Source organism: Nitrosarchaeum sp. AC2, from assembly GCF_013407385.1.
In the GTDB taxonomy this organism is placed as follows: Archaea; Thermoproteota; Nitrososphaeria; order Nitrososphaerales; family Nitrosopumilaceae; genus Nitrosarchaeum; species Nitrosarchaeum koreense.
Window position 1 is genome coordinate 1,131,887 of the sequence record NZ_CP030847.1, and the last position, 21,484, is coordinate 1,153,370.

General features: G+C 33.7%; 23 protein-coding genes and 1 pseudogene. 8 read left to right on the plus strand and 16 right to left on the minus strand.

Features of this window, described 5'->3' with window-relative positions; all coding sequences use genetic code 11:
• Positions 1 to 50: 50 nt before the first annotated feature.
• Entirely contained in the window at positions 51 to 548 is a 498-nt protein-coding gene (locus DSQ20_RS06810; protein ID WP_179365063.1) for a pentapeptide repeat-containing protein, read from the minus strand.
• 175 nt (positions 549 to 723) lie between these two features.
• Between DSQ20_RS06810 and DSQ20_RS06815 the strand changes: the two genes are divergently transcribed.
• From DSQ20_RS06815 to DSQ20_RS06825, 3 genes are read left to right on the plus strand one after another with little or no spacing between them, the layout of a single operon-like run.
• Positions 724 to 1,239 carry a hypothetical protein gene (locus DSQ20_RS06815; RefSeq protein ID WP_007550881.1) on the plus strand — a complete coding sequence of 172 codons (516 nt, stop codon included), beginning with the start codon at positions 724 to 726 and terminating at the stop codon, positions 1,237 to 1,239.
• Positions 1,240 to 1,244: 5 nt separating this feature from the next.
• The gene (aspS, locus tag DSQ20_RS06820; protein ID WP_179365064.1) at positions 1,245 to 2,531 is read left to right on the plus strand and encodes an aspartate--tRNA(Asn) ligase; all 1,287 of its coding nucleotides are present in this window, start codon (positions 1,245 to 1,247) and stop codon (positions 2,529 to 2,531) included.
• 37 nt (positions 2,532 to 2,568) lie between these two features.
• Positions 2,569 to 2,817 (plus strand): hypothetical protein, encoded by a 249-nt coding sequence (locus tag DSQ20_RS06825; protein ID WP_007550883.1) that lies wholly within the window; start codon positions 2,569 to 2,571, stop codon positions 2,815 to 2,817.
• Between the two features lie 423 nt (positions 2,818 to 3,240).
• On the opposite strand, the gene DSQ20_RS06830 is transcribed toward DSQ20_RS06825, so the two are convergent.
• The 4 genes from DSQ20_RS06830 to ilvB are packed head-to-tail and all read right to left on the minus strand — an operon-like array spanning position 3,241 to position 7,976.
• Entirely contained in the window at positions 3,241 to 4,254 is a 1,014-nt protein-coding gene (locus tag DSQ20_RS06830) for an isocitrate/isopropylmalate dehydrogenase family protein (RefSeq protein ID WP_179365065.1), read from the minus strand.
• A gap of 31 nt (positions 4,255 to 4,285) precedes the next feature.
• On the minus strand, positions 4,286 to 5,800 hold the full coding sequence (locus tag DSQ20_RS06835; RefSeq protein ID WP_179365066.1) for a 2-isopropylmalate synthase: 1,515 nt from the start codon (positions 5,798 to 5,800) through the stop codon (positions 4,286 to 4,288).
• Positions 5,797 to 6,279 carry an acetolactate synthase small subunit gene (gene ilvN, locus DSQ20_RS06840; RefSeq protein WP_007550888.1) on the minus strand — a complete coding sequence of 161 codons (483 nt, stop codon included), beginning with the start codon at positions 6,277 to 6,279 and terminating at the stop codon, positions 5,797 to 5,799. Before ilvN ends, DSQ20_RS06835 begins: the two co-directional genes overlap by 4 nt.
• A gap of 8 nt (positions 6,280 to 6,287) precedes the next feature.
• Positions 6,288 to 7,976, minus strand: coding sequence for a biosynthetic-type acetolactate synthase large subunit (ilvB, locus tag DSQ20_RS06845; RefSeq protein WP_179366349.1), 1,689 nt, complete (start codon positions 7,974 to 7,976; stop codon positions 6,288 to 6,290).
• Between the two features lie 230 nt (positions 7,977 to 8,206).
• Between ilvB and DSQ20_RS06850 the strand changes: the two genes are divergently transcribed.
• Entirely contained in the window at positions 8,207 to 8,614 is a 408-nt protein-coding gene (locus DSQ20_RS06850; protein ID WP_179365067.1) for a nuclear transport factor 2 family protein, read from the plus strand.
• A 16-nt stretch (positions 8,615 to 8,630) separates the two neighbouring features.
• On the opposite strand, the gene DSQ20_RS11015 is transcribed toward DSQ20_RS06850, so the two are convergent.
• From DSQ20_RS11015 to DSQ20_RS06865, 4 genes and pseudogenes are all read right to left on the minus strand, one after another.
• The gene (locus DSQ20_RS11015) at positions 8,631 to 8,966 is read right to left on the minus strand and encodes a pentapeptide repeat-containing protein (RefSeq protein WP_370464202.1); all 336 of its coding nucleotides are present in this window, start codon (positions 8,964 to 8,966) and stop codon (positions 8,631 to 8,633) included.
• Positions 8,929 to 9,702: pseudogene (gene lsrF, locus DSQ20_RS06855) on the minus strand (3-hydroxy-5-phosphonooxypentane-2,4-dione thiolase); the annotation flags it as partial. The gene DSQ20_RS11015 and the pseudogene lsrF, both read right to left, overlap by 38 nt.
• Before the next feature lie 37 nt (positions 9,703 to 9,739).
• Complete coding sequence (locus DSQ20_RS06860; RefSeq protein WP_179365069.1) at positions 9,740 to 10,768, minus strand: zinc-dependent dehydrogenase; 1,029 nt, start codon at positions 10,766 to 10,768, stop codon at positions 9,740 to 9,742.
• 37 nt (positions 10,769 to 10,805) lie between these two features.
• Entirely contained in the window at positions 10,806 to 11,099 is a 294-nt protein-coding gene (locus DSQ20_RS06865; RefSeq protein ID WP_179365070.1) for a V-type ATP synthase subunit F, read from the minus strand.
• 89 nt (positions 11,100 to 11,188) lie between these two features.
• Here DSQ20_RS06865 and DSQ20_RS06870 point away from each other — a divergent pair, with 89 nt between their 5' ends.
• Positions 11,189 to 11,488, plus strand: coding sequence for a hypothetical protein (locus DSQ20_RS06870; RefSeq protein WP_048109860.1), 300 nt, complete (start codon positions 11,189 to 11,191; stop codon positions 11,486 to 11,488).
• A gap of 2 nt (positions 11,489 to 11,490) precedes the next feature.
• On the opposite strand, the gene DSQ20_RS06875 is transcribed toward DSQ20_RS06870, so the two are convergent.
• Entirely contained in the window at positions 11,491 to 11,742 is a 252-nt protein-coding gene (locus DSQ20_RS06875) for a hypothetical protein (RefSeq protein ID WP_007550897.1), read from the minus strand.
• Positions 11,743 to 11,792: 50 nt separating this feature from the next.
• Entirely contained in the window at positions 11,793 to 12,095 is a 303-nt protein-coding gene (locus DSQ20_RS06880; protein WP_007550898.1) for a hypothetical protein, read from the minus strand.
• A gap of 34 nt (positions 12,096 to 12,129) precedes the next feature.
• Between DSQ20_RS06880 and DSQ20_RS06885 the strand changes: the two genes are divergently transcribed.
• Complete coding sequence (locus tag DSQ20_RS06885; protein ID WP_179365071.1) at positions 12,130 to 12,879, plus strand: metallophosphoesterase; 750 nt, start codon at positions 12,130 to 12,132, stop codon at positions 12,877 to 12,879.
• Between the two features lie 70 nt (positions 12,880 to 12,949).
• On the opposite strand, the gene carB is transcribed toward DSQ20_RS06885, so the two are convergent.
• The 5 genes from carB to DSQ20_RS06910 form a co-directional block, all read right to left on the minus strand.
• Positions 12,950 to 16,084: a carbamoyl-phosphate synthase (glutamine-hydrolyzing) large subunit gene (gene carB / locus DSQ20_RS06890; RefSeq protein ID WP_179366350.1), complete on the minus strand. Its 3,135-nt coding sequence runs from the start codon at positions 16,082 to 16,084 to the stop codon at positions 12,950 to 12,952.
• A 116-nt stretch (positions 16,085 to 16,200) separates the two neighbouring features.
• The gene (gene carA, locus DSQ20_RS06895; protein WP_179366351.1) at positions 16,201 to 17,313 is read right to left on the minus strand and encodes a glutamine-hydrolyzing carbamoyl-phosphate synthase small subunit; all 1,113 of its coding nucleotides are present in this window, start codon (positions 17,311 to 17,313) and stop codon (positions 16,201 to 16,203) included.
• Positions 17,314 to 17,434: 121 nt separating this feature from the next.
• Positions 17,435 to 18,628 (minus strand): AAA family ATPase, encoded by a 1,194-nt coding sequence (locus DSQ20_RS06900; protein ID WP_179365072.1) that lies wholly within the window; start codon positions 18,626 to 18,628, stop codon positions 17,435 to 17,437.
• Positions 18,629 to 19,123: a hypothetical protein gene (locus DSQ20_RS06905; RefSeq protein ID WP_179365073.1), complete on the minus strand. Its 495-nt coding sequence runs from the start codon at positions 19,121 to 19,123 to the stop codon at positions 18,629 to 18,631.
• Positions 19,111 to 19,668, minus strand: coding sequence for a hypothetical protein (locus tag DSQ20_RS06910; RefSeq protein ID WP_179365074.1), 558 nt, complete (start codon positions 19,666 to 19,668; stop codon positions 19,111 to 19,113). Before DSQ20_RS06910 ends, DSQ20_RS06905 begins: the two co-directional genes overlap by 13 nt.
• Positions 19,669 to 19,827: 159 nt before the next feature.
• On the opposite strand from DSQ20_RS06910, the gene DSQ20_RS06915 reads away from it, so the two are divergent.
• Positions 19,828 to 20,988 (plus strand): TrmB family transcriptional regulator, encoded by a 1,161-nt coding sequence (locus DSQ20_RS06915; protein WP_179365075.1) that lies wholly within the window; start codon positions 19,828 to 19,830, stop codon positions 20,986 to 20,988.
• Positions 20,989 to 21,013: 25 nt separating this feature from the next.
• Positions 21,014 to 21,466: a RidA family protein gene (locus DSQ20_RS06920; RefSeq protein ID WP_179365076.1), complete on the plus strand. Its 453-nt coding sequence runs from the start codon at positions 21,014 to 21,016 to the stop codon at positions 21,464 to 21,466.
• Positions 21,467 to 21,484: the final 18 nt, after the last annotated feature.

Sequence of the window (21,484 nt, forward strand, 5' to 3'; positions counted from 1 at the left end):
AGAATTTCTGTCTTGCACTAAATAGTTAAAAAATTTAGCCATAAAAAATATCACCATAATTTACCATATTTTTGTAATAATGTTTTTGCATCACCAATTAAGGTATCTAATGTATGAGAATCATAATTTGTACCTGTAAAATCAGTGTCAGTAAGAATTGCACCATCAAAGTTAGTATGTCTTAGATTCACTCCGCTAAGATTTGCATTGGTCAAATTAGCACTTCTCAGATCAGCATAAAACAAGTCAGCCCCTCTAAGGTCAGCATCTTGAAGATCTGCACCGTATAGTTCGGCGTCCCAGAGTTTTGCATTGGAAAGATTTGTGCCTCTCATATTTGCACCTCGTAGTTTGACATAAAACAAGATTGCATTATGGAGATTAGCCTCGCTTAAATCACTACTACTCAAGTCAGCATTATGGATATCTCTATTTTGAAGATCAACACCACACATAATTGAATCAGACATATTTCTTCCAATGAGATCTTCATAATCAAAATTAATGTTGGTAAGATTTCGTTTTCGAAAAACATCAGATGAATTCATACAACATAGCAAAAGACATCACATTTGAATTTAGATAAAAACATGTTAGAGTGATTTTTTACTAAGGCGATCAATTAACCAAATTTGCTTATGAATAGATGAATGATTCAAAGATCAGTAATTGGATTCGCTAAGGGATATAAACAACTTTACAGAAAGAAAAAAATCGATTCAAATGAAACTACCAATATGTAATTTTGATGCAAAAAATGCAGTGCTTTGCCCAAAATGTGAAAACAATGTAGAAACAGGGATAATTACAAAGGCAGATGCAGATGCATCAATTATTCTTGCAAAGTTGGCAAAATCAAATCCAACTATCGATAAATTTTCACTTTATTCATGTAAAGAATTCAATGGAAATTATGTACTGGCACTAGCCAAGAACGACATTATGGTGATTCGACAAAGCCGTGTACTCTATAGATTACTTCAAGATCAATTCAAAGGAAAAATATGGCTTGTAGAAGCTGATGAAGATGATAAAAAATTCATAGAAGATTTATTTTTTCCAACAAAAATTTTGTCAATTAATTCAGTTTGGGCGCCTGGTGGAGTCCAAAAGACAAAGGCAGTTGTATCTGGAAAATGGACCCCAAGATTTCCAATCGATACAAATAAGATAATTCAAATTGTCAAAAATGCCCGAAACCTTGACATTGAGATAGAATTTGAAGAAAAAAGACGGTGAAAATAGTGGGATTTGTTAAAACTCATGATATTATAGAACTAGACACCACACTCATTGGAAAAGAAGTGGTGCTTGGGGGATGGGTAGAGGATCTCCGAAAATTAGGAAAAATGACATTCATCACACTAAGAGATGTTTCTGGAATTTCTCAAATCATAGTAAAGGGTGAGTTAAATGATAATCTAGGAGAAATAAACCGTCAAAGTGTAATTAGTGTAAAAGGAATAGTACAAGAAACAAAGGCAAGAGATTTTGCTTTTGAAATAAAGGCAGAAGAGATAGAAATTTTAGCAAAAGCGATTCACCCATTGCCAGTTGATCCAATTGGAAGACTAGAAAGCAATATCGATACAAGATTGAATCATCGTGCATTAGATATGAGAAATCAGAAAACTGCATCAATTTTCAAATTAAGACATTTTGTTTTAGAAACATTACGTAAAACTTTATCAGAAAAAAAATTTATCGAGATCACAACGCCAAAAATAATTGGCAGTGCAAGTGAAGGGGGTGCAAATTTATTCTCATTGGATTATTTTGGCAAGACAGCATATCTTGCACAAAGTCCACAGCTATACAAAGAACAAATGACAATAGGGTTAGAAAGAGTGTATGAGATTTCAAATTTCTATAGAGCGGAAAATTCACATACAGGTCGTCATCTTAGCGAGTTTACAAGTGTGGACATTGAAGCTGCGTTTATGGATTACAATGATGTAATGGATATTTTAGAATCACTAGTAATGGAAGTTTACAAAGTAACTTCCGAGAAATGTAAAAAAGAACAAGAAGAAATTGGACATATAATTGAAATTCCAAAATTCCCTTTTGAAAGAATAACATACACTCAAGTTATTGAGGAATTAAAAAAAGCAGGGGAAAAAGTAGAGTTCGGCGATGACTTGCTTGATTCACATCTAAGAATAATTGGAAAGAAACACCCAGGATTTTATTTCCTAACAGATTGGCCAATGAAGTTAAAACCATTTTACATTAGAGAAAAGGATGAAGATCCAAAATTGTCACGCTCATTTGATCTTCAATTTGGATATCTAGAGTTATCTTCAGGAGGAACAAGACTTCATAATACCGACGTACTAAAAGCAAGACTCAAAGAACAGGGTCTTGATCCTGCTCAATTTGCTGACCATCTGCAGACATTTGATTGGGGAATGCCTCCACATTCAGGTTGGGGAATGGGTTTGGACAGATTAATGACCACATTAATTGGCATAGATAATGTTAGAGAAGTTGTACTGTATCCAAGAGATCCAGACAGATTGAGTCCATAAATTCAGATTTTTATTATAAAACAACAACAGAAATTACATGATAGAACAAACTGATGCAAAAAAAGTAGTAGAAGTGATAGGAAATAATCTGATAGGAGTCTCACATGACTCCAACAGCTTTCAAAAATTACCAGATTCTTTTTGGGGCTATTTTGCAAGAGGGCATGATACAAAAGGGACATTTGGCGTGATAGTCACTTATTCAGAAGACGGAAAGGATGTGGATGAGTTAATCAAAATGTATGAAGAGTGGGCTAACAAAAATAAAAGTAAAGAATCCAAATGAATTATTTGGTTTCTTTTAGGAGCTTTCTATACTCATGACACTCTTTACAAATAGGCTTTCCCTTGTACTTTGGATTTCCATCTGTGATTTTTAAAGTGCCTTGATTTATTTTACAAATAACACAAAGAACCATCATTAGATTTTGGAATCAGCAATTTATAAAAATTGGCAATTTGTTTAATTATGAAATAAAGTACGCTTACAAAAGAAGTAACAACTCTGAAAATGGATAAACAAGTTAACAAAATAGACATAAATCAATCTTTAAAGTTTTTAAAAATGCCAACCAGATAATCAAATTATTTACACATTTGAGAAGTTAATTAAAAATAAGAGTATCATTTATGGATACAAATCAACAAGCATTTTTGTGGATGGTAAAAACTCAGAAAAAAATTCATGAAGAATACATTGAGAGAATATCTAAAGCATATTAGTAATTGCCTGAGTAAATTCGGATGTAGATTTTGTACCACCTATATCTTTAGTTTTAACACCAGTTTTTACTAAATTAAAAATCGTAGATTCTAATTTTTGTCCAACTTCAAGACATTTTGAATCATTATTTTTTGCACCAAGCCAATCAAGCATCATTTTGATAGATAAGAGAAACGATGAGGGATTTGCAATATTCTTTCCAGCAATATCAAATGCGGCTCCATGAACTGGTTCAAATAAGGCAAAATTATCGCCAATATTTGCTGCAGGTGCCATACCTAATCCACCAACAACTTGAGAAGATTCATCAGATAAAATATCACCAAACAAGTTAGTAGTTACTATAACATCAAATTGTTCAGGTTGACGAATTAGATTCATTGCACATGCATCAACATACATTTGTTCAAATAAAATGTCAGGATAGTTTTTTGAAACTTCAGTGCATGATCTAGCAAATAACCCATCAGTAATTCGCATGACATTTGATTTATGAACACATGTAACTTTTTTCGTAGAATTTCGTTGTTTTGCAGTTTCAAATGCATATTTTGCAATTCTCTTAGATGCATTTTCTGAAATTATTCTTAATGCAACAGCTGAATCCCCCAAGCTAAATTCCTTACCAGTGTAAAGATCCTCGGTGTTTTCTCTAACAATCACCATATCAATATCATCTCGCAATGCAGGCATATGTGGGTAAGATTTTGCAGGTCTAATGTTGGCATACAAATCAAGTATCCTTCGTAAAACAACAATGACATCAGCAGCTGATTCGCCAACTGGGGCCTTCAAACATGCATCTGATTTTTTTATAGTATCAACTGTTTCATCAGGTAATGCTTTACCTGATTCTTTAAGGGCTTTATCGCCAGCTGATAATTTTGTAACATCGAATTTTAATCCGAGCTTGTCATTTATGGCATTAATCACAGAAACTGCAGATTCAGATAATTCAGGACCAATTCCATCACCAGTAATTAATGAAATTTTATACATAATAGAACATTATCTCAATACAATTTTAGGATTATCTTACCTGTTTTTCCTGAAGCATTTTTTTGAGCATTATTCTATTAATCGCATCAATCACTGCCTTAACAGATGTTGTTACAATATCTTCACCAACAGATTTTGCTGAGACTTTGTTTCCAAAAGCATCCTCTACTTTTACTGTAACCTCACATAATGCACTAGAACCACCAGAAATTGATGCCAATCCATAATCTTTAATTCTAATTTCAGAAATCTTTCCGGTAATTTTTTGAATGGCATTTAATGCAGCATCTACTGGACCGACTCCATAATCAGTTCCAATGTGATCCTGACCGTCAATGTTTAATTTTACAAATGCATAAGGCATTGTTCCAATTCCAGTTGAAACTGAGAATCCAGTTAGCTGAACAATTCGTTTGAGTTCTTTTTCTCCCAATACATCACTTGCAATTGATAACAATTCAACATCTGTGATTTGTTTTCCAGCATCACCTAATGTTTTGACTTTGTCTAAGATTTGTTTAGATTGTTCTTCTGTAGGTTTTACTCCATATTCTGCAAGCATCGCATTCATTCCATGAATTCCAGCATGTTTTCCAACTTGGAGCCATCGCTTTCTTCCAACTAATTCAGGACTGATTGGCTCGTATGTAAGCGGATTGCTTAGTACACCGTGTGTATGAATACCGGACTCATGACCAAATGCGTTTGTTCCAACTATTGCTTTGTTTGGTTGAACAATAATTCCCACAGTCTTTGAGATGAATCGTGATGTATCATAAATTAATTCAGATTTGATATTAGTCTCATATTTTTTCTCAAATGGAAGACATTTCAAAGCCATTGAAAATTCTTCTAATGATGCATTTCCTGCTCTTTCTCCAATTCCATTAATTGTTACATGTGCACAAGAAGCTCCAGCATGAATTCCCGCTAATGAATTTGCAACTGCCAAACCAAAATCATTATGACAATGAACACTTACCGGAAGTTTTGTAACCTCCACGGTATCTTTTGTTAATACTGCCATGTATTCAGGAGTAGAATATCCAACTGTATCAGGAATGTTGACTCTATCAGCTCCTGCTTTTGCAACATCACCAAATACTTTTTTTAAGAATTCTCGGTCAGTTCGGGTAGCATCTTCAGCTGAAAACTCTACTTGAAGACCTCTTGATTTTCCATACTCTACTGCTTCTATTGCTTTTTCAAGTGCTTGTTCTCTTGTCATTTTGAGTTTGTATTGTAAGTGAATATCAGAAGTTGCAATGAATGTGTGAATGTAATTTAATCCTGCATCAACTGCAGCATCAATATCATTTTTAATGGTTCTAGTCAATCCAGCAATCTCACACGATAATCCTGCAGCAACAATCATTTTGACAGCTTTGAATTCACCTGCAGAAATTACTGGAAACCCTGCCTCAATTGCATCAACCCCTAATTCATCTAGTTTTTTTGCAATTGCTAGTTTTTGATCTGGTGATAAGGAGACTCCAATTGTTTGCTCTCCATCTCTTAATGTTGTATCAAAAATTCTAATTTTCATGCTCCGCTCCTCTGTAAAGCGGCAACACCAGTTCTGGCAACATCAATGATTCCAAATGGTTTTACCAATTCTTCAAATGCTCTAATTTGATCAGGTGTAGCAGTCAATTCTACCATCATGGAGTCTTTTCTGACATCATGAATTTTGCCACCATACGCATTTGCTAATTTGTTTACTTCCATACTATCATTAGCATTACCGAGTTTTATCTTAAAAATACTTAGTTCACGATATACTGTTTTGTGCTCATCTAAGTGCCTTACTTCTAATGTATCAATCATTTTATCAAGTTGCTTTACAATTTGTTCAACTTGTTTTTCATCACCATACGTGGTAATTGTCATTCTTGAATATTCAGGATTGTCAGTGACACCTACGGAAATGCTATCAATGTTGAAATTTCTGGATCTGAAAAGATGAGTAACTTTAAACAAGATTCCAGGTTTGTTTTCAACTAATAAAGTAAGAATTGCCCACATGATGATCACTAAGATGGTAGAATCATATCCGCAAGAGAAGTTCCTGGAGCTACAAATGGTAACACATCTTCTTCAGGATCAATTGGAATATCAATAACAGTTGCAACATCACTTTTCAATGCTGTCTTTATTGCTTTATCTAATTCATCCATCGATTGTGCACGTATACCTTGAGCACCGTATGATTCTGCAAGTTTAACATAATCTGGACATTTTCCTTGATCAACTCCAATCATTCTTCGATTATAGAAAGTTCTTTGCCATTGTGCGACCATTCCCAATGTAAAATTATTTAATAAAAATACAATGACTGGAATATCCTCTAACACTGCAGTTGCAAGTGAATTTTCGGTCATACTAAAACTACCATCTCCTGCAATATCCACTACAGGAACATCAGGTCTTGCAACTTTAGCACCGATTGCAGCTGGAAATCCCCATCCCATAGTTCCAAGTCCAGTAGAACTAAAGAAAGTACCAGGTTGAATTACATCATAAAATAAAGATGCCCACATTTGATGTTGACCTACTTCAGTAGTTACAATAGAATCACGTGGTAAAACTTCTCTAAGTTTTCTCAATATTTTTGCAGCACCCATTTCACCTGGATGTAATTTTAAATGTTCTTTCCAGTATGCTTTGGTTTCTTTAACATGTTTGATCCAAATATTTTCTTCGTTTCTTTTAACAGCTTTTTGCATAAGCATTTTAACCATGATTCTAAGTGATGCACGTACATCACCTACCACTGCAACAGATGTTGTTTGATTTTTACCAATTTCAGCTGGGTCCACATCCATATGAATAATTTTTAGCCTCTTCTCAAAGGCTTCGAATGTTCCAACAGACCTATCAGAAAATCGTGTGCCTATAGCTAAAACACAATCAGCTTCAGTCATCATTTTATTTGCTTCCGCGTGACCATGCATTCCGATTGGACCTAATGATAACGGATGATTTTCAGGAAATGCACCTTTTCCTTTGAATGTAGTAACAACTGGGATCATAAGTAATTCAGCAATAGATTGTAATTCAGCAAATGCTGATGAAATAATTGTACCACCACCAGCTAAAATAATTGGTCTTTCTGCACTAAGCAACATCTCAATTGCTCTTTCAACATGCATGATATCAGGATCAGTCCATGGATGATAACCACGAATTTTGAATTCATCAGGAAAAACCATGGATGCCTCTTTTTGTTGGACATCTTTTGGGACGTCAATTAAGACAGGTCCTGGTCTACCTGTCTCTGCAATGTAAAATCCTTTTCTGACCATTTCTGGGATATCTCCAGGAGTTCTTGGTTGAAATGCATATTTTACAACAGGGTTTGCCATACCAATGATATCACTTTCCTGAAAAGCATCTTTTCCAATCATTGCTACTGGAACTTGACCTGTAACTGCAATCATTGGAGAAGAATCAGCTTGGGCAGTGGCAATACCAGTTAGAATGTTAGTAGCGCCAGGTCCAGATGTAGCAAAACACACTCCTGGTTTTCTACTTACTCTACCAAATCCATCAGCCATATGTGCTGCAGATTGCTCGTGTCTTACCAAAATATGTCTAATATCACATCTTGCAAATTCATCATACATTGGAAGGTTTGCACCGCCAGGTAAGCCAAATACTTCTTTGACCCCTTCTTTTTCCATAGCTACCATTAATGCTCTGGCGCCTGTCATAGTTTCCATTTTATTCAATCAAATCTTTCTCCATAATTTTAATGTGTTAAAATTCTGAGCACGTTTTACAGCACTAGATTAACTAGTGATAAAACACCCAACTTGTAACTTGTCTTTGTGCTCATTGAAATTCAAAAGTATTGTGGCATAGATAATTAATAAAGATTATCAGAAAAGTACCAGTGTTTTTAGACGTAGTTACTCCAGAAGACTTAAACTGATAATTTCTTACATCATAAATGACAATTTTGTCTGAAAATGAAGAAATCATTAGAATAATTGAAACACTTTTTGAATCAGGAAAGACAAAGGACTTTACATCACTTAGAAATATTCATCTTAACGATTCTAAATTTTCAAGTTTTAGTGACTTACCACCATATGATCTAAAAGATTTTCAAACTACAATTGAATTAGAAGAATTAAGATTTGTAAGTATTTCAGATTATGACTATCAAATAAAAAATCCAAAGATTAGTGTATTTGGAGATACTGCAGTGGTTGCATTAGAATTAAAACAAAAAGGAATGTTGGTCGATAACAAAGCATTCACAGGAGAGCATATTTCAATTGATGGGAGAGCAACTTTCGTGTTGATAAAGTATCCAACATGGAAAATTGCACATATTCATTTATCTAAAATATAAAATTATTTTTTATTTACTACAGGTTTGTTTTGATTAGGTTTGTTTTGATTAGGTTTGTTTTGATTAGGTTTGTTTTGATTAGGTTTGTTTTGATTAGGTTTGTTTTGATTAGGTTTGTTTTGATTAGGTTTGTTTTGATTAGGTTTGTTTTGATTAGGTTTGTTTTGATTAGGTTTGTTTTGATTAGGTTTGTTTTGATTAGGTTTGTTTTGATTAGGTTTGTTTTGATTAGGTTTGTTTTGATTAGGTTTGTTTTGATTAGGTTTGTTTTGATTAGGTTTGTTTTGATTAGATCTTTCATTTCGAAGTGATTGATATAATTTGTAGGCTTGATCAACATTTGAATTTCCATGTACAATAGATCTAACTGCTCTAATCATTGCTACGGGATTATCAGATTGCCAGATATTTCGACCCATATCAACACCTACTGCGCCGCCTTTGATTGCATTGTAAGTTAATTGTAAAGCATCTCGTTCAGGAATCTTTTTTCCACCTGCAACGATTATTGGGACTGGACAAGATTGAACTACTTTTTCAAAATTTTCACAATAGTATGTTTTAACAATATGAGCGCCTTGTTCTGCAGCAATTCTACATGCCAATGAAAGATATCTAGCATCTTTACCAAGTTCTTTACCTACGGCAGTAACTGCAAGTACAGGAATTCCGTATTCTTCAGCTTCATTAACTAATTTTCCAAGATTTACAATTGTTTGATGTTCATATTTTGATCCAACAAAGATAGACATTGCAAGGGCACTGGCATTTAGTCGGATAGCATCTTTGATACTAACGGTGATCTCTTCTTTTGACAAGTCTTCACCAATAATACTAGAGCCTCCAGAGACACGTAAAACCATCGGTACATTAGTAGAGGTTGGAACTGAAGTTCGCTGTACACCACGTGTGAGCATTAGTGAATCACAATATTTCAATAGTGGTTCAATTACTTTTTTCGGGTTTTCTAATTTTTCAGTTGGGCCTAAAAAGTATCCATGATCAACTGCTAACATTAATGCGCGATTATTTTGTGGTTTAATTATTTGTGAAATTCTATTTTTTAATCCCCAATCCATGTATCTTCGTTTTTGAAAGAATAAAAATACCTTTCTTAAGCCTTTCTTATTTTGTGATAATTATTTTCATTGCATTATCTCCACTTTTAGCATGATCAAATGCTTTTTGAGACTCCGAAATTGTATATGTATGAGTAACCAATTGTTTCACATCTATTTCAGATGACTCTATCAGTTTGAGAGCTTCCTTAGTATCATTATCAGATGCAGCATAACTTGTTACCAGAGTAATTTCTTTAGAATAAATTTTATTCATATCTAAAATGATTTTAGAGTCTTTCGAAGGAACACCAAACATCATAACAGCGCCACCTTTTCGTACCATGTCTATTGCATCGTCTAATGCTTTTAGACTGCTAGTTGCAACAATTGCAACATCTACACCACGTCCTTCAGTATGATCTAAAATTTTTTCTTTTCGTTTTTCGTCAAGAGAGTGGATTGAATCAGTAATGTTAAATTTTTTTGCAAATTTCAATCGAAATTCATTAACATCAAAGCAGAAAATCTTTGAGAATTTTTTGGATTTAGCAAGCATTACGTGCATCATTCCAGTTGGTCCAACGCCAAAAATAGCAACAGAATCTCCTTCACGATAAGAGTATTTTGTCCATGCCCTAACACAACATGCTAATGGTTCAATCATTGCAGCTTCTTCAAAACTCATAGAATCAGGAATATTTAGCACACCACCGTGGTCTACATTCCATTGTGGTACAACATACTCTTCAGATAAACCACATGGAGATAGATTTGTTTCATAATATTTTGGACACATTGTTTCATTACCATGATTACATAAGTGACAAGAGTAACATGGTACATGATGATGAGTAAATACTCTATCTCCTTTTTTAAATGCAGTAACATTAGAACCAACGTCCAGCACAATTCCTGCAGGTTCATGACCTAGTCGCATTGATGGTTGTCCATATTCCCCAAATACTTTTTCCAGATCAGACCCACAAATCCCACATGCATGCATTTGAACCAAAATATCACCAGAACTCAAAAGCGGCTGTTCTGTTTCGTTAATTGAAATAACAGATGGTTCCTTGACAGATGCAGTTTTCATATCAAAACTTTAGAATATTGAATATAAGTAGATTAAATTATACACCAAGTATCTTTTTGAGCATTAATCTATAATCAACTTCAGATTTTTCACTTCCTGCTGAAGGTAATGCAAAGACTAGAGTGGATTTTTCTGCACGAAGCTTGGTTAGTTCATCACTGATAGATTCAGTCATGTCATCACTTACCAATACTAATCCAACGTCAGAATCATCAGTTAGTTTTTTGATTTCGTCTAATGTCTTTTTAGGAGAATCAGATATCACACCAGGTACACCAGCTAACTGAAAGCTCGTAACAAAGGATTTGCTTCCAACAGTAAATATCTTCACAGTACAAAATTTTGTTTATTCTAATTTAACCCTTTTTGGTAGGCAGTGGATCAGGAAAGATTGATTTAGCATAAGACTTCAAAGAAGATATGGTAGAAATTGACAATCAAAAAAACGTCTATCTATTCACACATGGACGAATGGATCTACAAGAAAAAGCAATCACAGCCCTAGTCTCAAAAGGATTCTCGAAGGAGAAGATCATAATGGCAGTTCCAAACAAAGTTGGAAATGTTGGTGATTACATGGCTATGCTTTGGATGCCACCTACACCAGATCATATAAAAATTCAACACATAACCAAAGTTGAACAAGTAAAACCAGAAGGAATGATAGGGTTATGGAAAGGGGTTTCTAAAGATGATATCGATACTGTTTCACTAGGATAAACTTAAGAAAATCCAGCCCCAAACTCATCGCCTTTTTGAAGTGGATCACCAGAATCAGAATTTTTTAATTTTAAATAAAGTAGTGATTCGTAAACCAATTTTAATGAATCATCTTCGTTTAGATTTGAATTTGATTTTACATCGTCTTTGTATTTTTGAAGTTTCTGAACATTTTGTTCATCAACAGAAATTCCATCAGATTCCATCATTGTTGCAATTTTTTCAATTAATGAATTGTATTGATTCTCATCCATAATTATTTGGTATTTTTTCCTGGTTATTAACAAGTTCTAATTTAGTATTATTATAAATCAGAAATCAATCCTGAAAGAAAAACACTATACTCATCATCAGAAAAGATAATTTTTTCAATTTTGTTTTCTCGTTGTGCTAAATACACAGATTCCAAATGATAGCAAGTTGTTTTTTCATTTAATCGTCCAAAATAATACCCATTGCATGAACAATACTCGGCATCAGGATCTAACCAATGCTCCTTGCTTTTTCCTACTACTGTCCAAATCTTTCTTTGACTTGGTTCAAAGAGATGTAATTTAACTCGATTTTCAGAAACAACAGATTTAATTCTCTCAGAATCTTTGTTCACAAGAATTTAATCCAAAGTCCATCGTATATCTTTGATGCCAAAAACAAGAATAATGCCATTAAAACCAATAATGGTTTTAGAAGGAGAAAAAAAGAATCTCATAATAACAGATATCCATATTGGTTTTGAAAGCATATTTGCATCAAATGAAATTTTTATTGGAAAGAATTCTTCTATCAATGAAACAATATCAGAATTATTAGATGTAATTGAATTAGAAAAACCAGATTCTCTGATTTTACTAGGGGATGTAAAATCAAGTATTAAAAATATTTCAAAGAGCGAATGGGATGATGTTCCATTATTTTTTAAAAAAATCCAAGAAAAATGTCACATAACATTAATTCCTGGAAATCATGATGCAAATATTCAGAGACTTATTCCTGAAAACATTTCAATGATCAGTGCTACTGGAATGGTAGAAGAAAACATTTTACTTACACACGGACATACAATGCCTTCAAAGAATTTTTCTCATGTTGACAAAATTATAATGGGTCATGTACATCCAGTATTTTTTCAAGAGGATTCATTATTAAATGGACAAAGAGTTTGGGTGACAATGAAAACAGAAAAACAAAATATTTTTCCAAACAAATCGGGAGACATAGAGATTACGATAATTCCATCATTTAACAGATATTTTTATGCAACACATAAAAAAAAATATAAAAAATCCATTTCACCAATAATAGAAAGAATCAAACATGTATCAACGGCTAAAATAATTACGTTAGATGGGACGATTATTGGGGACGAATCAATGATTGATCAAGTATTATGAAATATACATCAAGAAAATATTTCAACATAAATGAAATTCAAAATAAAATTATAAAATTCATTTCTTAAGATTAATCAATTTTATCATATGGTTCTATTGGGTCTCTGGTTGTTTTATTATCTTTAAGCCATTCCAGAGTCTTTACAAAAGAATCAGCAAGTTCAATGGTAGTAAGAACAGGAATCCCTAATTCCAAAGATTTTCGTCTAATTTGATATTCATCTTCAAGCATTCCAACATATTTTTCAAGTGTTGATGTACTTGGAATATTTATGATGAAATCTATCTTTCTATCATAGAGTAAATCCGCAATGTTTGGTTTTCTTGTAGGCTCAGATATTTTATGTACAACTTCAATATCACCTATTTTTTCTTCAAAAAATTCTGCAGTGTGTTCTGTTGCTACGATTTTAAATCCAAGACCCTTTAATCGCGCAATAGGTTGTAGTAATTTTTCTTTGTTTTGAGAACCACCAACAGTTACTAGCGCAGTACCTGTTTTAGGAAGAGTATACCCTGCAGAAGTAAGTCCTTTGGCTAGTGCATCGTAAAAACTCGTACCAAAGCATGCAACCTCACCAGTTGATTGCATCTCGACACCTAATGTAATATCTGCTCCCTCTAATTGCATAAATGAGAACTGTGGTACTTTGATTCCAAAGTTGTGAATTTTTTGCCATTTATTTTCAGGCATTTTAGGTAGTGGCTTACCCAAGATTGCCTTTGCCGCAAGCATAATTAGATTTGTCTTAACAAGTTTAGATACAAATGGCATAGAACGTGATGCTCTTATGTTTAATTCAATTACATAGACATGATCATCATGGATTAAAAATTGTAAATTGAATGGCCCCTTAACATTAAATGTTTTTGCAATCTTTATAGAATATTCAGTTATGGTATCAATAGTTTTATTGTTTAATCGCCATGGAGGAATACACATCATAGCATCACCAGAGTGAACGCCTGCGCTTTCAATGTGTTCAACTATTGCTCCAATTATTACATCAGTGCCATTACTAACTCCATCAACATCAACTTCAAGTGAATTTAACATGAATTTTGAAATCACTACAGGATGATCAGGAGATACATCAGTTGCTTCCTTAACATATTTTTTTAGTTCATCTTGAGACCAGACAACTTTCATTGCAGCTCCAGACAACACATAGGAAGGTCTAACAATTACGGGGAATCCTACATCATTTGCAAAGTTTTTGGCTTCTACAACATTTGAAAATGCCTGCCATCGAGGTTGTTGAATGTGTAATTTATCTAATTCAGCACTAAATTTAGAACGGTCTTCTGCTCTATCAACATCATTTGCACTAGTACCCATAATGTTAACACCCAGTTTTGCAAGACCCAATGTAAGATTATTTGCAGTTTGGCCTCCAACACATGTGATAATTCCTTTTGGGTTTTCAAATTCAGCAATATCTAAAATTCTCTCCAAAGTCAATTCTTCAAAATACAATCTACTGCAAATATCATAATCAGTTGAAACGGTTTCAGGATTACAATTTACTACTGAAACATTTTTTTCTCCATTTTCTTGCAAACCCCAAACCATGTTTACAGTGCCCCAATCAAATTCTACACTACTGCCAATACGATATGGTCCAGCACCTAGTACAATTACTCCTTTTTCATCAGGATTAACGGTAATATCATTTTGATTCCCACCATATGTCAGATATAGGTAATTTGTGACCGCTGGCCATTCAGCTGCAAGCGTATCAATTTGCTTTACAGATGGTAAAACCCCTGCTTTTTTGCGTATTTCACGTACTTCTTCAGGAGATTTATCTTTAGCACGAGCAATTTGCTTATCAGAGAATCCCAATTTTTTTGACTCCCAAAGTAAAGGAGTTGAAAGTTCTTCTTGTTTTAATTTAGATTCTACATCTACGATGTTTTTGATCTTTTCAATAAACCATGGATCAATTGAAGATAATTTGTAAATTCTTTCAACTGAAATTCCAATTTTGAGGGCAGCTGCAACATAATACAAAATCAAATCATCAGGATGAGATAGTTTATCTTCTATTTGCTCTTCATCAAATGTTTTCATGTTTGCTCTGTTTAAAACAAGTCCGTCATTTCCAATGTCAAGCATACGTATTGCTTTTTGTAATGATTCCTCAAAGCTTCTTCCCACTGCCATAACTTCACCAACTGATTTCATTGTAGGACCAAGTTTTCGTTTTACAAGATCAAATTTACCAAAATCCCATCTAGGATGTTTACACACAATATAATCTAACGATGGTTCAAAACAAGCAGTAGTGGATTTGGTGATTCTATTAACTAATTCAGGGAGAGTATATCCCAATCCAATTTTGGCAGACATGTATGCTAATGGATATCCAGTTGCTTTGCTTGCAAGTGCAGAAGAACGAGACAATCTTGGATTAATTTCAATTGCAACATATCGGTCAGAATCAGAATCTAATGCATATTGAATATTACATTCTCCTACAATTCCAACATGTTTTGTAGCACGTAATGCTGCTGTTCGTAGCATATGATATTCGTGATTATTAATTGTCTGAGAAGGTGCAACGACAATATTATCACCGGTGTGAACTTTCATAGAAAGAACATTTTCCATATTACACACAATAACATTATTTCCATCCCAATCTTGCATTACTTCATACTCTATTTGCTTCCAATGTCCAATGTATTCTTCAACTAGAACTTGTCCCACAAGACTTGCACGTAATCCACGCTCTACAATTTCATGTAATTCAATTTCATTGTAAGCTACTCCACCACCCTTACCTCCAAGTGTATATGCTACTCGAATAATTACAGGATAACCTAGTTCCTGAGCTATTTCCTTTGCATCTTTAAAATTAGTAACAGTTCTACTTTTTAGAACTGGAACATTACATTGGGTCATAGAGTCTTTGAAGAGCTGACGATCCTCAGTTCTTTGAATTCCGGGGATTTGTGTACCTAATACTTTCACGCCATACTTTTGCAGTATACCTGCCTCTGCAAGATTAATACCACAATTTAGAGCAGTTTGACCACCATATGCCAACATAATTCCATCTGGTCTTTCCTTTTCGATAACAGATTCTACATACTCAGTATTAACAGGTAACAGATACACATTATTTGCAAATCTAGTATCTGTTTGGATTGTTGCAATGTTTGGATTGATTAGAATACTTTGCAGTCCATCTTCATGTATTGCTTTGAGGCATTGGCTTCCGGAGTAGTCAAATTGACGGTCGTTTTTAGCGACTCTCGCCGGCTTCTCCGATTTTTATTGCCCCACTACCAAGTACAAGAATTTTTTTTATCGACTCATTTTTTGGCAGATTTGCCTTCCTCCATAAGGTTCTTGAGCTCTTCAAAGACGAATTTACAATCATAAGGTCCAGGTGCAGCTTCAGGATGAAACTGAACTGCAATACAATTTTGTTTTTTGTGTTTGATTCCTTCGACTGTTTTATCGTCTGCGTTTGTAAACCATAAAGTAAATTCAGATGTTTTCAATGATTCAGGAGTTATTCCATAACCATGATTCTGACTTGTAACATAGACTTGATTATTTTCCAAATTAACACACGGTTTGTTTTGTCCTCTATGACCATATTTTAATTTGTAAGTTTGAGTGTTGCCTGCAAGACCAATAATTTGTGCACCTAAACAGATTCCAAGAGTAGGAATATTTTTTTCAATTAATTTTTTTGCAGTTTCAATAGTATCTGGACAATTTTGAGGATCACCAGGACCATTGCTAATTACAACACCGTTAGGATGATATGACATTATTTTTTCAAAAGATGTATTCCAAGGCAATCTTATCACTTTGTATCCCAATTCACGGATGTTTCTTAGTATAGCATTTTTTGTACCAGTATCAATTACAACAACAGATTTTTCTTCAGAACCATAAACTACTTCGTGTTTTGTAGATACTACATCCATGAATTGTTCAGAATTATAATGAGTTGCATTGGCAAGTTGTTTTTTGACTTCTTCTACATTAATTTCAGTATCAGAAACTACTAATGCTGCCATTTTCACTCCACCTTGACGAAGATTTTTTGTTACTGCTCTAGTATCAATTCCTGAAATTCCAGGAATTTTTTCATTATACATCCACTCATCTAAAGTCATAGACATATTCCAATGGCTAGCAGATAAAGAAAGTTCATGTACAACTAAGCCACGTATTTGGATTTTATTAGATTCAAAGAATGTTGAAATTCCATCTTTATCGGTAAGTGATGGATCAGGAACACCATAATTTCCCACAAGTGGGTAAGTAAGAGTAAGAATCTGACCACTGTAGGATGGATCAGTTAGAGTCTCAGTATAGCCTACCATTCCAGTATTAAAGACAATTTCACCAAAAACAGTCGTAGAATAACCAAATCCTTTACCATCTAAAACCGTGCCATCATCAAAAATTAGCTTCCCAAACTTGTTTGCGTGGACTGATTTCTTTGTAGTAATTGTGACCCTCGACGAGTACTTTTGATTCTGGATTTAAGTTTTTTGAAGGTTGATCGCTAAAAAAATAAAATAGATCTTAAAGGGCGCGGAATTCTTCACTCCACTTGTGGTATGCACGTACCATTTCAAGTGAAACACTTGGTTTTCTTCTTTCCATTATTGCCTTAAAGTCTGCAGTTGTGAGTTCACGTGGTTGTATTGGAGCTTCACCTTCTACTGGTTCATGATAATCAGGAGAATTGAATATCTCATGAACTGCTTTGATTTGTGCTGCCTGACAAACATCTTTGATATCACTTGCACTATAACCGTCAAACAATTTTGAGAGTTCTGCCACGTTGACTCTAACAGCGTTTTTTAGTGGAGCAGTATATTGTTGAAATAGATTCTCTCTTGCAGCTTGAGTTGGAAGTGAAACATAAATTCTTTTTTGGAATCTTCTAAGAAATGGCCAGTCAAGACTCCATGGTTTGTTTGTAGCGCCAATTACGTAAAGCATTAAATCCTTACCTTTTCCATTAACACCATCCATCTCAGTTAAGAATTGATTTTTAGTTCTTACTTCTCCACCAACTTCACTATTTCTAGAACCTAAAAGAGAATCAACTTCATCTACAAAAAGAATAACAGGTTTACCTTCTTTCTCTGCATATTTTCTTGCCATTACAAATAATTTTGAAACATTCTTTTCAGCTTCTCCTAACCATTTACTCATCATAGATGCTGCATCAACATTAATGAAGTAACCGTCCATTTCATTAGCAGTTGCAGCAGCTAACATAGTCTTTCCAGTTCCAGGTGGACCATAAAGTAGCATTCCTTTTGGCCAGCCTAAAGGAAATAGGTCGGGTCTTTTTGTTGGATAAACAATGGATTCACGTAAAGCATTCTTTGCATCATCCAGCCCAATAACTTCACTCCAAGTAACATTAGGCTTTTCTTTCATTACAAGATCTTCAAAGTCATTTTCATCAGTTTGTCTTTGTACAGAAGCTTGTTGTTCTTTAGGAGAAGCGTTAGGGTCAACTGCAGGCTCGACACCGCGTGATTCTTGAAGTGCGGTTATTCTGTTATGGTATGAATTACATCTATCTTTGTAAATTGGATTAAGTTTGCTAGTAGGATAAAGTTGTATTAGTTTTACAAGCGCATCGATTGCATGTTGGTAATGAGTAATAGCCATGCCTCGTGCTCCTTGGGAGTCAAACTTGATTGCCTCAGAAGCATACTTGCTTGCATTATTTTCTAATTCTTGTGGGGCTAAACTCATCTATATCACTTGTACAGTATCCCCTTGAGATTTTTCTTGGTATTTGGAGGTGTTAATTGGTGTAGTAAAATTGGTTAAATTAAATGAACCATTTTTTGATTCAACATCAGATTCATCAAGATATGATTTTTCAAGATCAGATTTTTCTGAAATTTTTGAGTGCATATTTTTGACTTTGTTAATAGAATCTTCAGCGGATAAAATTAATTCAGAGATATCATCATCAACGCTTTCCATGGACTGTGCAGAGTCGCCTATTATCGAAACAAAATGCTGTAAAATTAAACGCGTTTCTTTTTTATCTTCATATTTACAAAGCATAAAGTTAGCCAATCCAACAATTTTATTTATATCCTGTAATTCCTCCAAAGTCAATTTATCAATTTGAACACCAGATTCAGATAGTTTTTTTTCAATTTTTGCAGATATTGATTGAATATTAGAGATGTCTTTTGGTAAATCAGTTTTAGGGTTAAGAAAATTCAAGTATTGCATGCTTTAGAAAAATCAAGATTAGGATACTGCTTATTTATTTTAGAGTCCACCATCAATTTTACTTCATTTAGGATCAAAGATGATTCAGTATTTGACTGGCTAAAATCAAATCTAGCCTCAGTAAGAATTGCAGAATCTAAAATTATACTACCTAAGTGGACTGATAACTCTGAGAGATTTTTACTGCAAATAGGAAGTAAAGTATAAAGCTGAGCGCTGACAGTTCGCATCATAGGGATTAAAGGTAAAAGTTTAGGAATACTGGTAATACCAGAGATAGAGTTAATTTTCTTGTGTATTTTAGAGAGAATTTCTAAAGAAAATGAAATTGTTCTTTCAAAATCAAGTGCTCTAACACATGTATGGTCATCATTATCTAGTTCTAGATATACTCGGTTTGATTTTTTTATCTCTGCCTTTTTTCTTTTTAAAGTATCCATTATATCACCCAACAAATAATTAGAATATTCCAGTCTAGGAACAATAGTAACTGTCTGGAATACACCAGAACATTCGTTTCTAACAAGATTAGGATTAACCATCATGCCATATTTTCAACGTAGATTTGATATTTCAGGACGGTGTCACAATTTTACCAGTAACCGCAGTAACACCACCAAAGAGTTACAATTTTGAATTTTTTTGAGTATTTGTGTAAAGGAATTTAGCTTTCAATATTACCTAATCAGATGTAAATGGGAATCATGGTAAATGAACAAGCGTTAACTGTAAGTCTTGAAGAATTTGGACTAAGCAAATACGAGGCTCAGGCATATGTTGCCCTCATATCAAAAGGCACGATATCCGCAAGCGAGCTTGCATATTATTCAGATCTTCCAAGAACCAAGATATATCCAACTCTATTAAAGCTAGAAAGCAAAAAATTAGTTATTATTTCAAAAAGCAAACCAATTATGTGTACAGCAACTGCACCTGAAGACGCTTTTGATTCAGTAATTCATGAACAAATTAACAAAGTAAATGCAATGAATGCTTTGATTTCAAATTTAAAAAAGGCAAGTGAAGAAAGCAGAAAATCACGAGGGTCAGAAGAAAAAAGATATGTCCATATTAGCGCAAACAACGTACTTGAACAATTAAGAATGATGGTTGATGGATCAAAATCTTCTATCAACATCATGGTTGATCAGTGGGGTTTAGGATTACTTGCAGAATGTAAAGAACAATTACTTTCAGTGCTACGTAGAAATTTAGAAGTAAAGTTATTGTTACCGTCAACTCAAATTGGTTCAGAATCATACAGAGCAATACCAAACGAAGTAAAAATTAGATCATCAGATATTATACAAAATTGTTTTGTATTTGATGAAACAGAAGTATTAATGATTGATGATGAAAATGGAAAAGGGGCGATATTTTCCTCTACTGAAGTATTAGGAGCAAATCAAAATAGAGTTTTTGCAGATATTTGGAGGAATTCAGTTAAAACAGATGCTCTTGCAGATATGACAAAAAATGAAGCACAGGAAGTATACAAAATTATTCGAATTATAAATGAAAATGGATTGACATACATTCTAAATTCAATCATGGTTTCAAAAAAACCCGATCTAGATATGCTCAAACTACTTGAAAAAAACGGGATTCATTTAAAAAACAAATCACTAGATGAAATTATCGAAATTATTGATGCGGCATTACAAATTATGTGTTCAGGACATGTAAATTTTGATGCAAATACCAAAAACATAACAATTGAATCAAAATTAAACAGCGGGCATTCTTTGCCATGGGCATATGTCTTAGACGGTTGTCTTCAAAAACAAGGATTCAAAACAAGAACAGTATATCAAAATAATCAAACCAAAGGCGAAAAGGTCATCATAAAAATAAGTAAAAACTAAAATCATCTGAATTAAACCATAATTCATGATAGAGGAAAAAATAAAATCAATTGGAATAAACATTCCAGTTCCGCCAACCCCCGCTGGTTCATATATCCCACTAGTAAAAACTGGGAATTTGTTATATGTTTCAGGACAAATTCCATTACAAGATGGAAAAGTAGTATTTACAGGAAAAGTGTCAGATGAAAATATTGAAACTGCACAAAAATCAGCAAGAATTTGCGCAATAAACATACTAGCACAATTAAAAAAAGAGCTAGGAGATCTAGAGAAAATTTCTAGATTTGTAAGACTATCTGGATTTGTGAATTCAGTACCAGAATTCACACAACATCCAAAAATAATCAATGCTGCATCAGATTTACTTTATGAAATATTTGGCGATGTTGGAAAACACACCAGAATTGCAGTTGGCGTATCAAGCTTGCCACTCAACTCAATGACAGAAATAGATGCAATAGTAGAAATTAAATAAAAAATAATTAAATTTTAA

Excerpts from the sequence above, each read along its gene's own strand:
- DSQ20_RS06810 (WP_179365063.1), bottom strand. The coding sequence starts at position 548 with ATGAATTCATCTGATGTTTTTCGAAAACGAAATCTTACCAACATTAAT.
- DSQ20_RS06815 (WP_007550881.1), top strand. The coding sequence starts at position 724 with ATGAAACTACCAATATGTAATTTTGATGCAAAAAATGCAGTGCTTTGC.
- DSQ20_RS06825 (WP_007550883.1), top strand. The coding sequence starts at position 2,569 with ATGATAGAACAAACTGATGCAAAAAAAGTAGTAGAAGTGATAGGAAAT.
- DSQ20_RS06830 (WP_179365065.1), bottom strand. The coding sequence starts at position 4,254 with ATGTATAAAATTTCATTAATTACTGGTGATGGAATTGGTCCTGAATTA.
- DSQ20_RS06835 (WP_179365066.1), bottom strand. The coding sequence starts at position 5,800 with ATGAAAATTAGAATTTTTGATACAACATTAAGAGATGGAGAGCAAACA.
- ilvN (WP_007550888.1), bottom strand. The coding sequence starts at position 6,279 with ATGTGGGCAATTCTTACTTTATTAGTTGAAAACAAACCTGGAATCTTG.
- ilvB (WP_179366349.1), bottom strand. The coding sequence starts at position 7,976 with ATGGAAACTATGACAGGCGCCAGAGCATTAATGGTAGCTATGGAAAAA.
- DSQ20_RS06850 (WP_179365067.1), top strand. The coding sequence starts at position 8,207 with ATGACAATTTTGTCTGAAAATGAAGAAATCATTAGAATAATTGAAACA.
- DSQ20_RS11015 (WP_370464202.1), bottom strand. The coding sequence starts at position 8,966 with ATGGAAATTCAAATGTTGATCAAGCCTACAAATTATATCAATCACTTC.
- DSQ20_RS06860 (WP_179365069.1), bottom strand. The coding sequence starts at position 10,768 with ATGAAAACTGCATCTGTCAAGGAACCATCTGTTATTTCAATTAACGAA.
- DSQ20_RS06870 (WP_048109860.1), top strand. The coding sequence starts at position 11,189 with ATGGTAGAAATTGACAATCAAAAAAACGTCTATCTATTCACACATGGA.
- DSQ20_RS06875 (WP_007550897.1), bottom strand. The coding sequence starts at position 11,742 with ATGGATGAGAATCAATACAATTCATTAATTGAAAAAATTGCAACAATG.
- DSQ20_RS06885 (WP_179365071.1), top strand. The coding sequence starts at position 12,130 with ATGCCAAAAACAAGAATAATGCCATTAAAACCAATAATGGTTTTAGAA.
- DSQ20_RS06900 (WP_179365072.1), bottom strand. The coding sequence starts at position 18,628 with ATGAGTTTAGCCCCACAAGAATTAGAAAATAATGCAAGCAAGTATGCT.
- DSQ20_RS06905 (WP_179365073.1), bottom strand. The coding sequence starts at position 19,123 with ATGCAATACTTGAATTTTCTTAACCCTAAAACTGATTTACCAAAAGAC.
- DSQ20_RS06910 (WP_179365074.1), bottom strand. The coding sequence starts at position 19,668 with ATGATGGTTAATCCTAATCTTGTTAGAAACGAATGTTCTGGTGTATTC.
- DSQ20_RS06915 (WP_179365075.1), top strand. The coding sequence starts at position 19,828 with ATGGTAAATGAACAAGCGTTAACTGTAAGTCTTGAAGAATTTGGACTA.
- DSQ20_RS06920 (WP_179365076.1), top strand. The coding sequence starts at position 21,014 with ATGATAGAGGAAAAAATAAAATCAATTGGAATAAACATTCCAGTTCCG.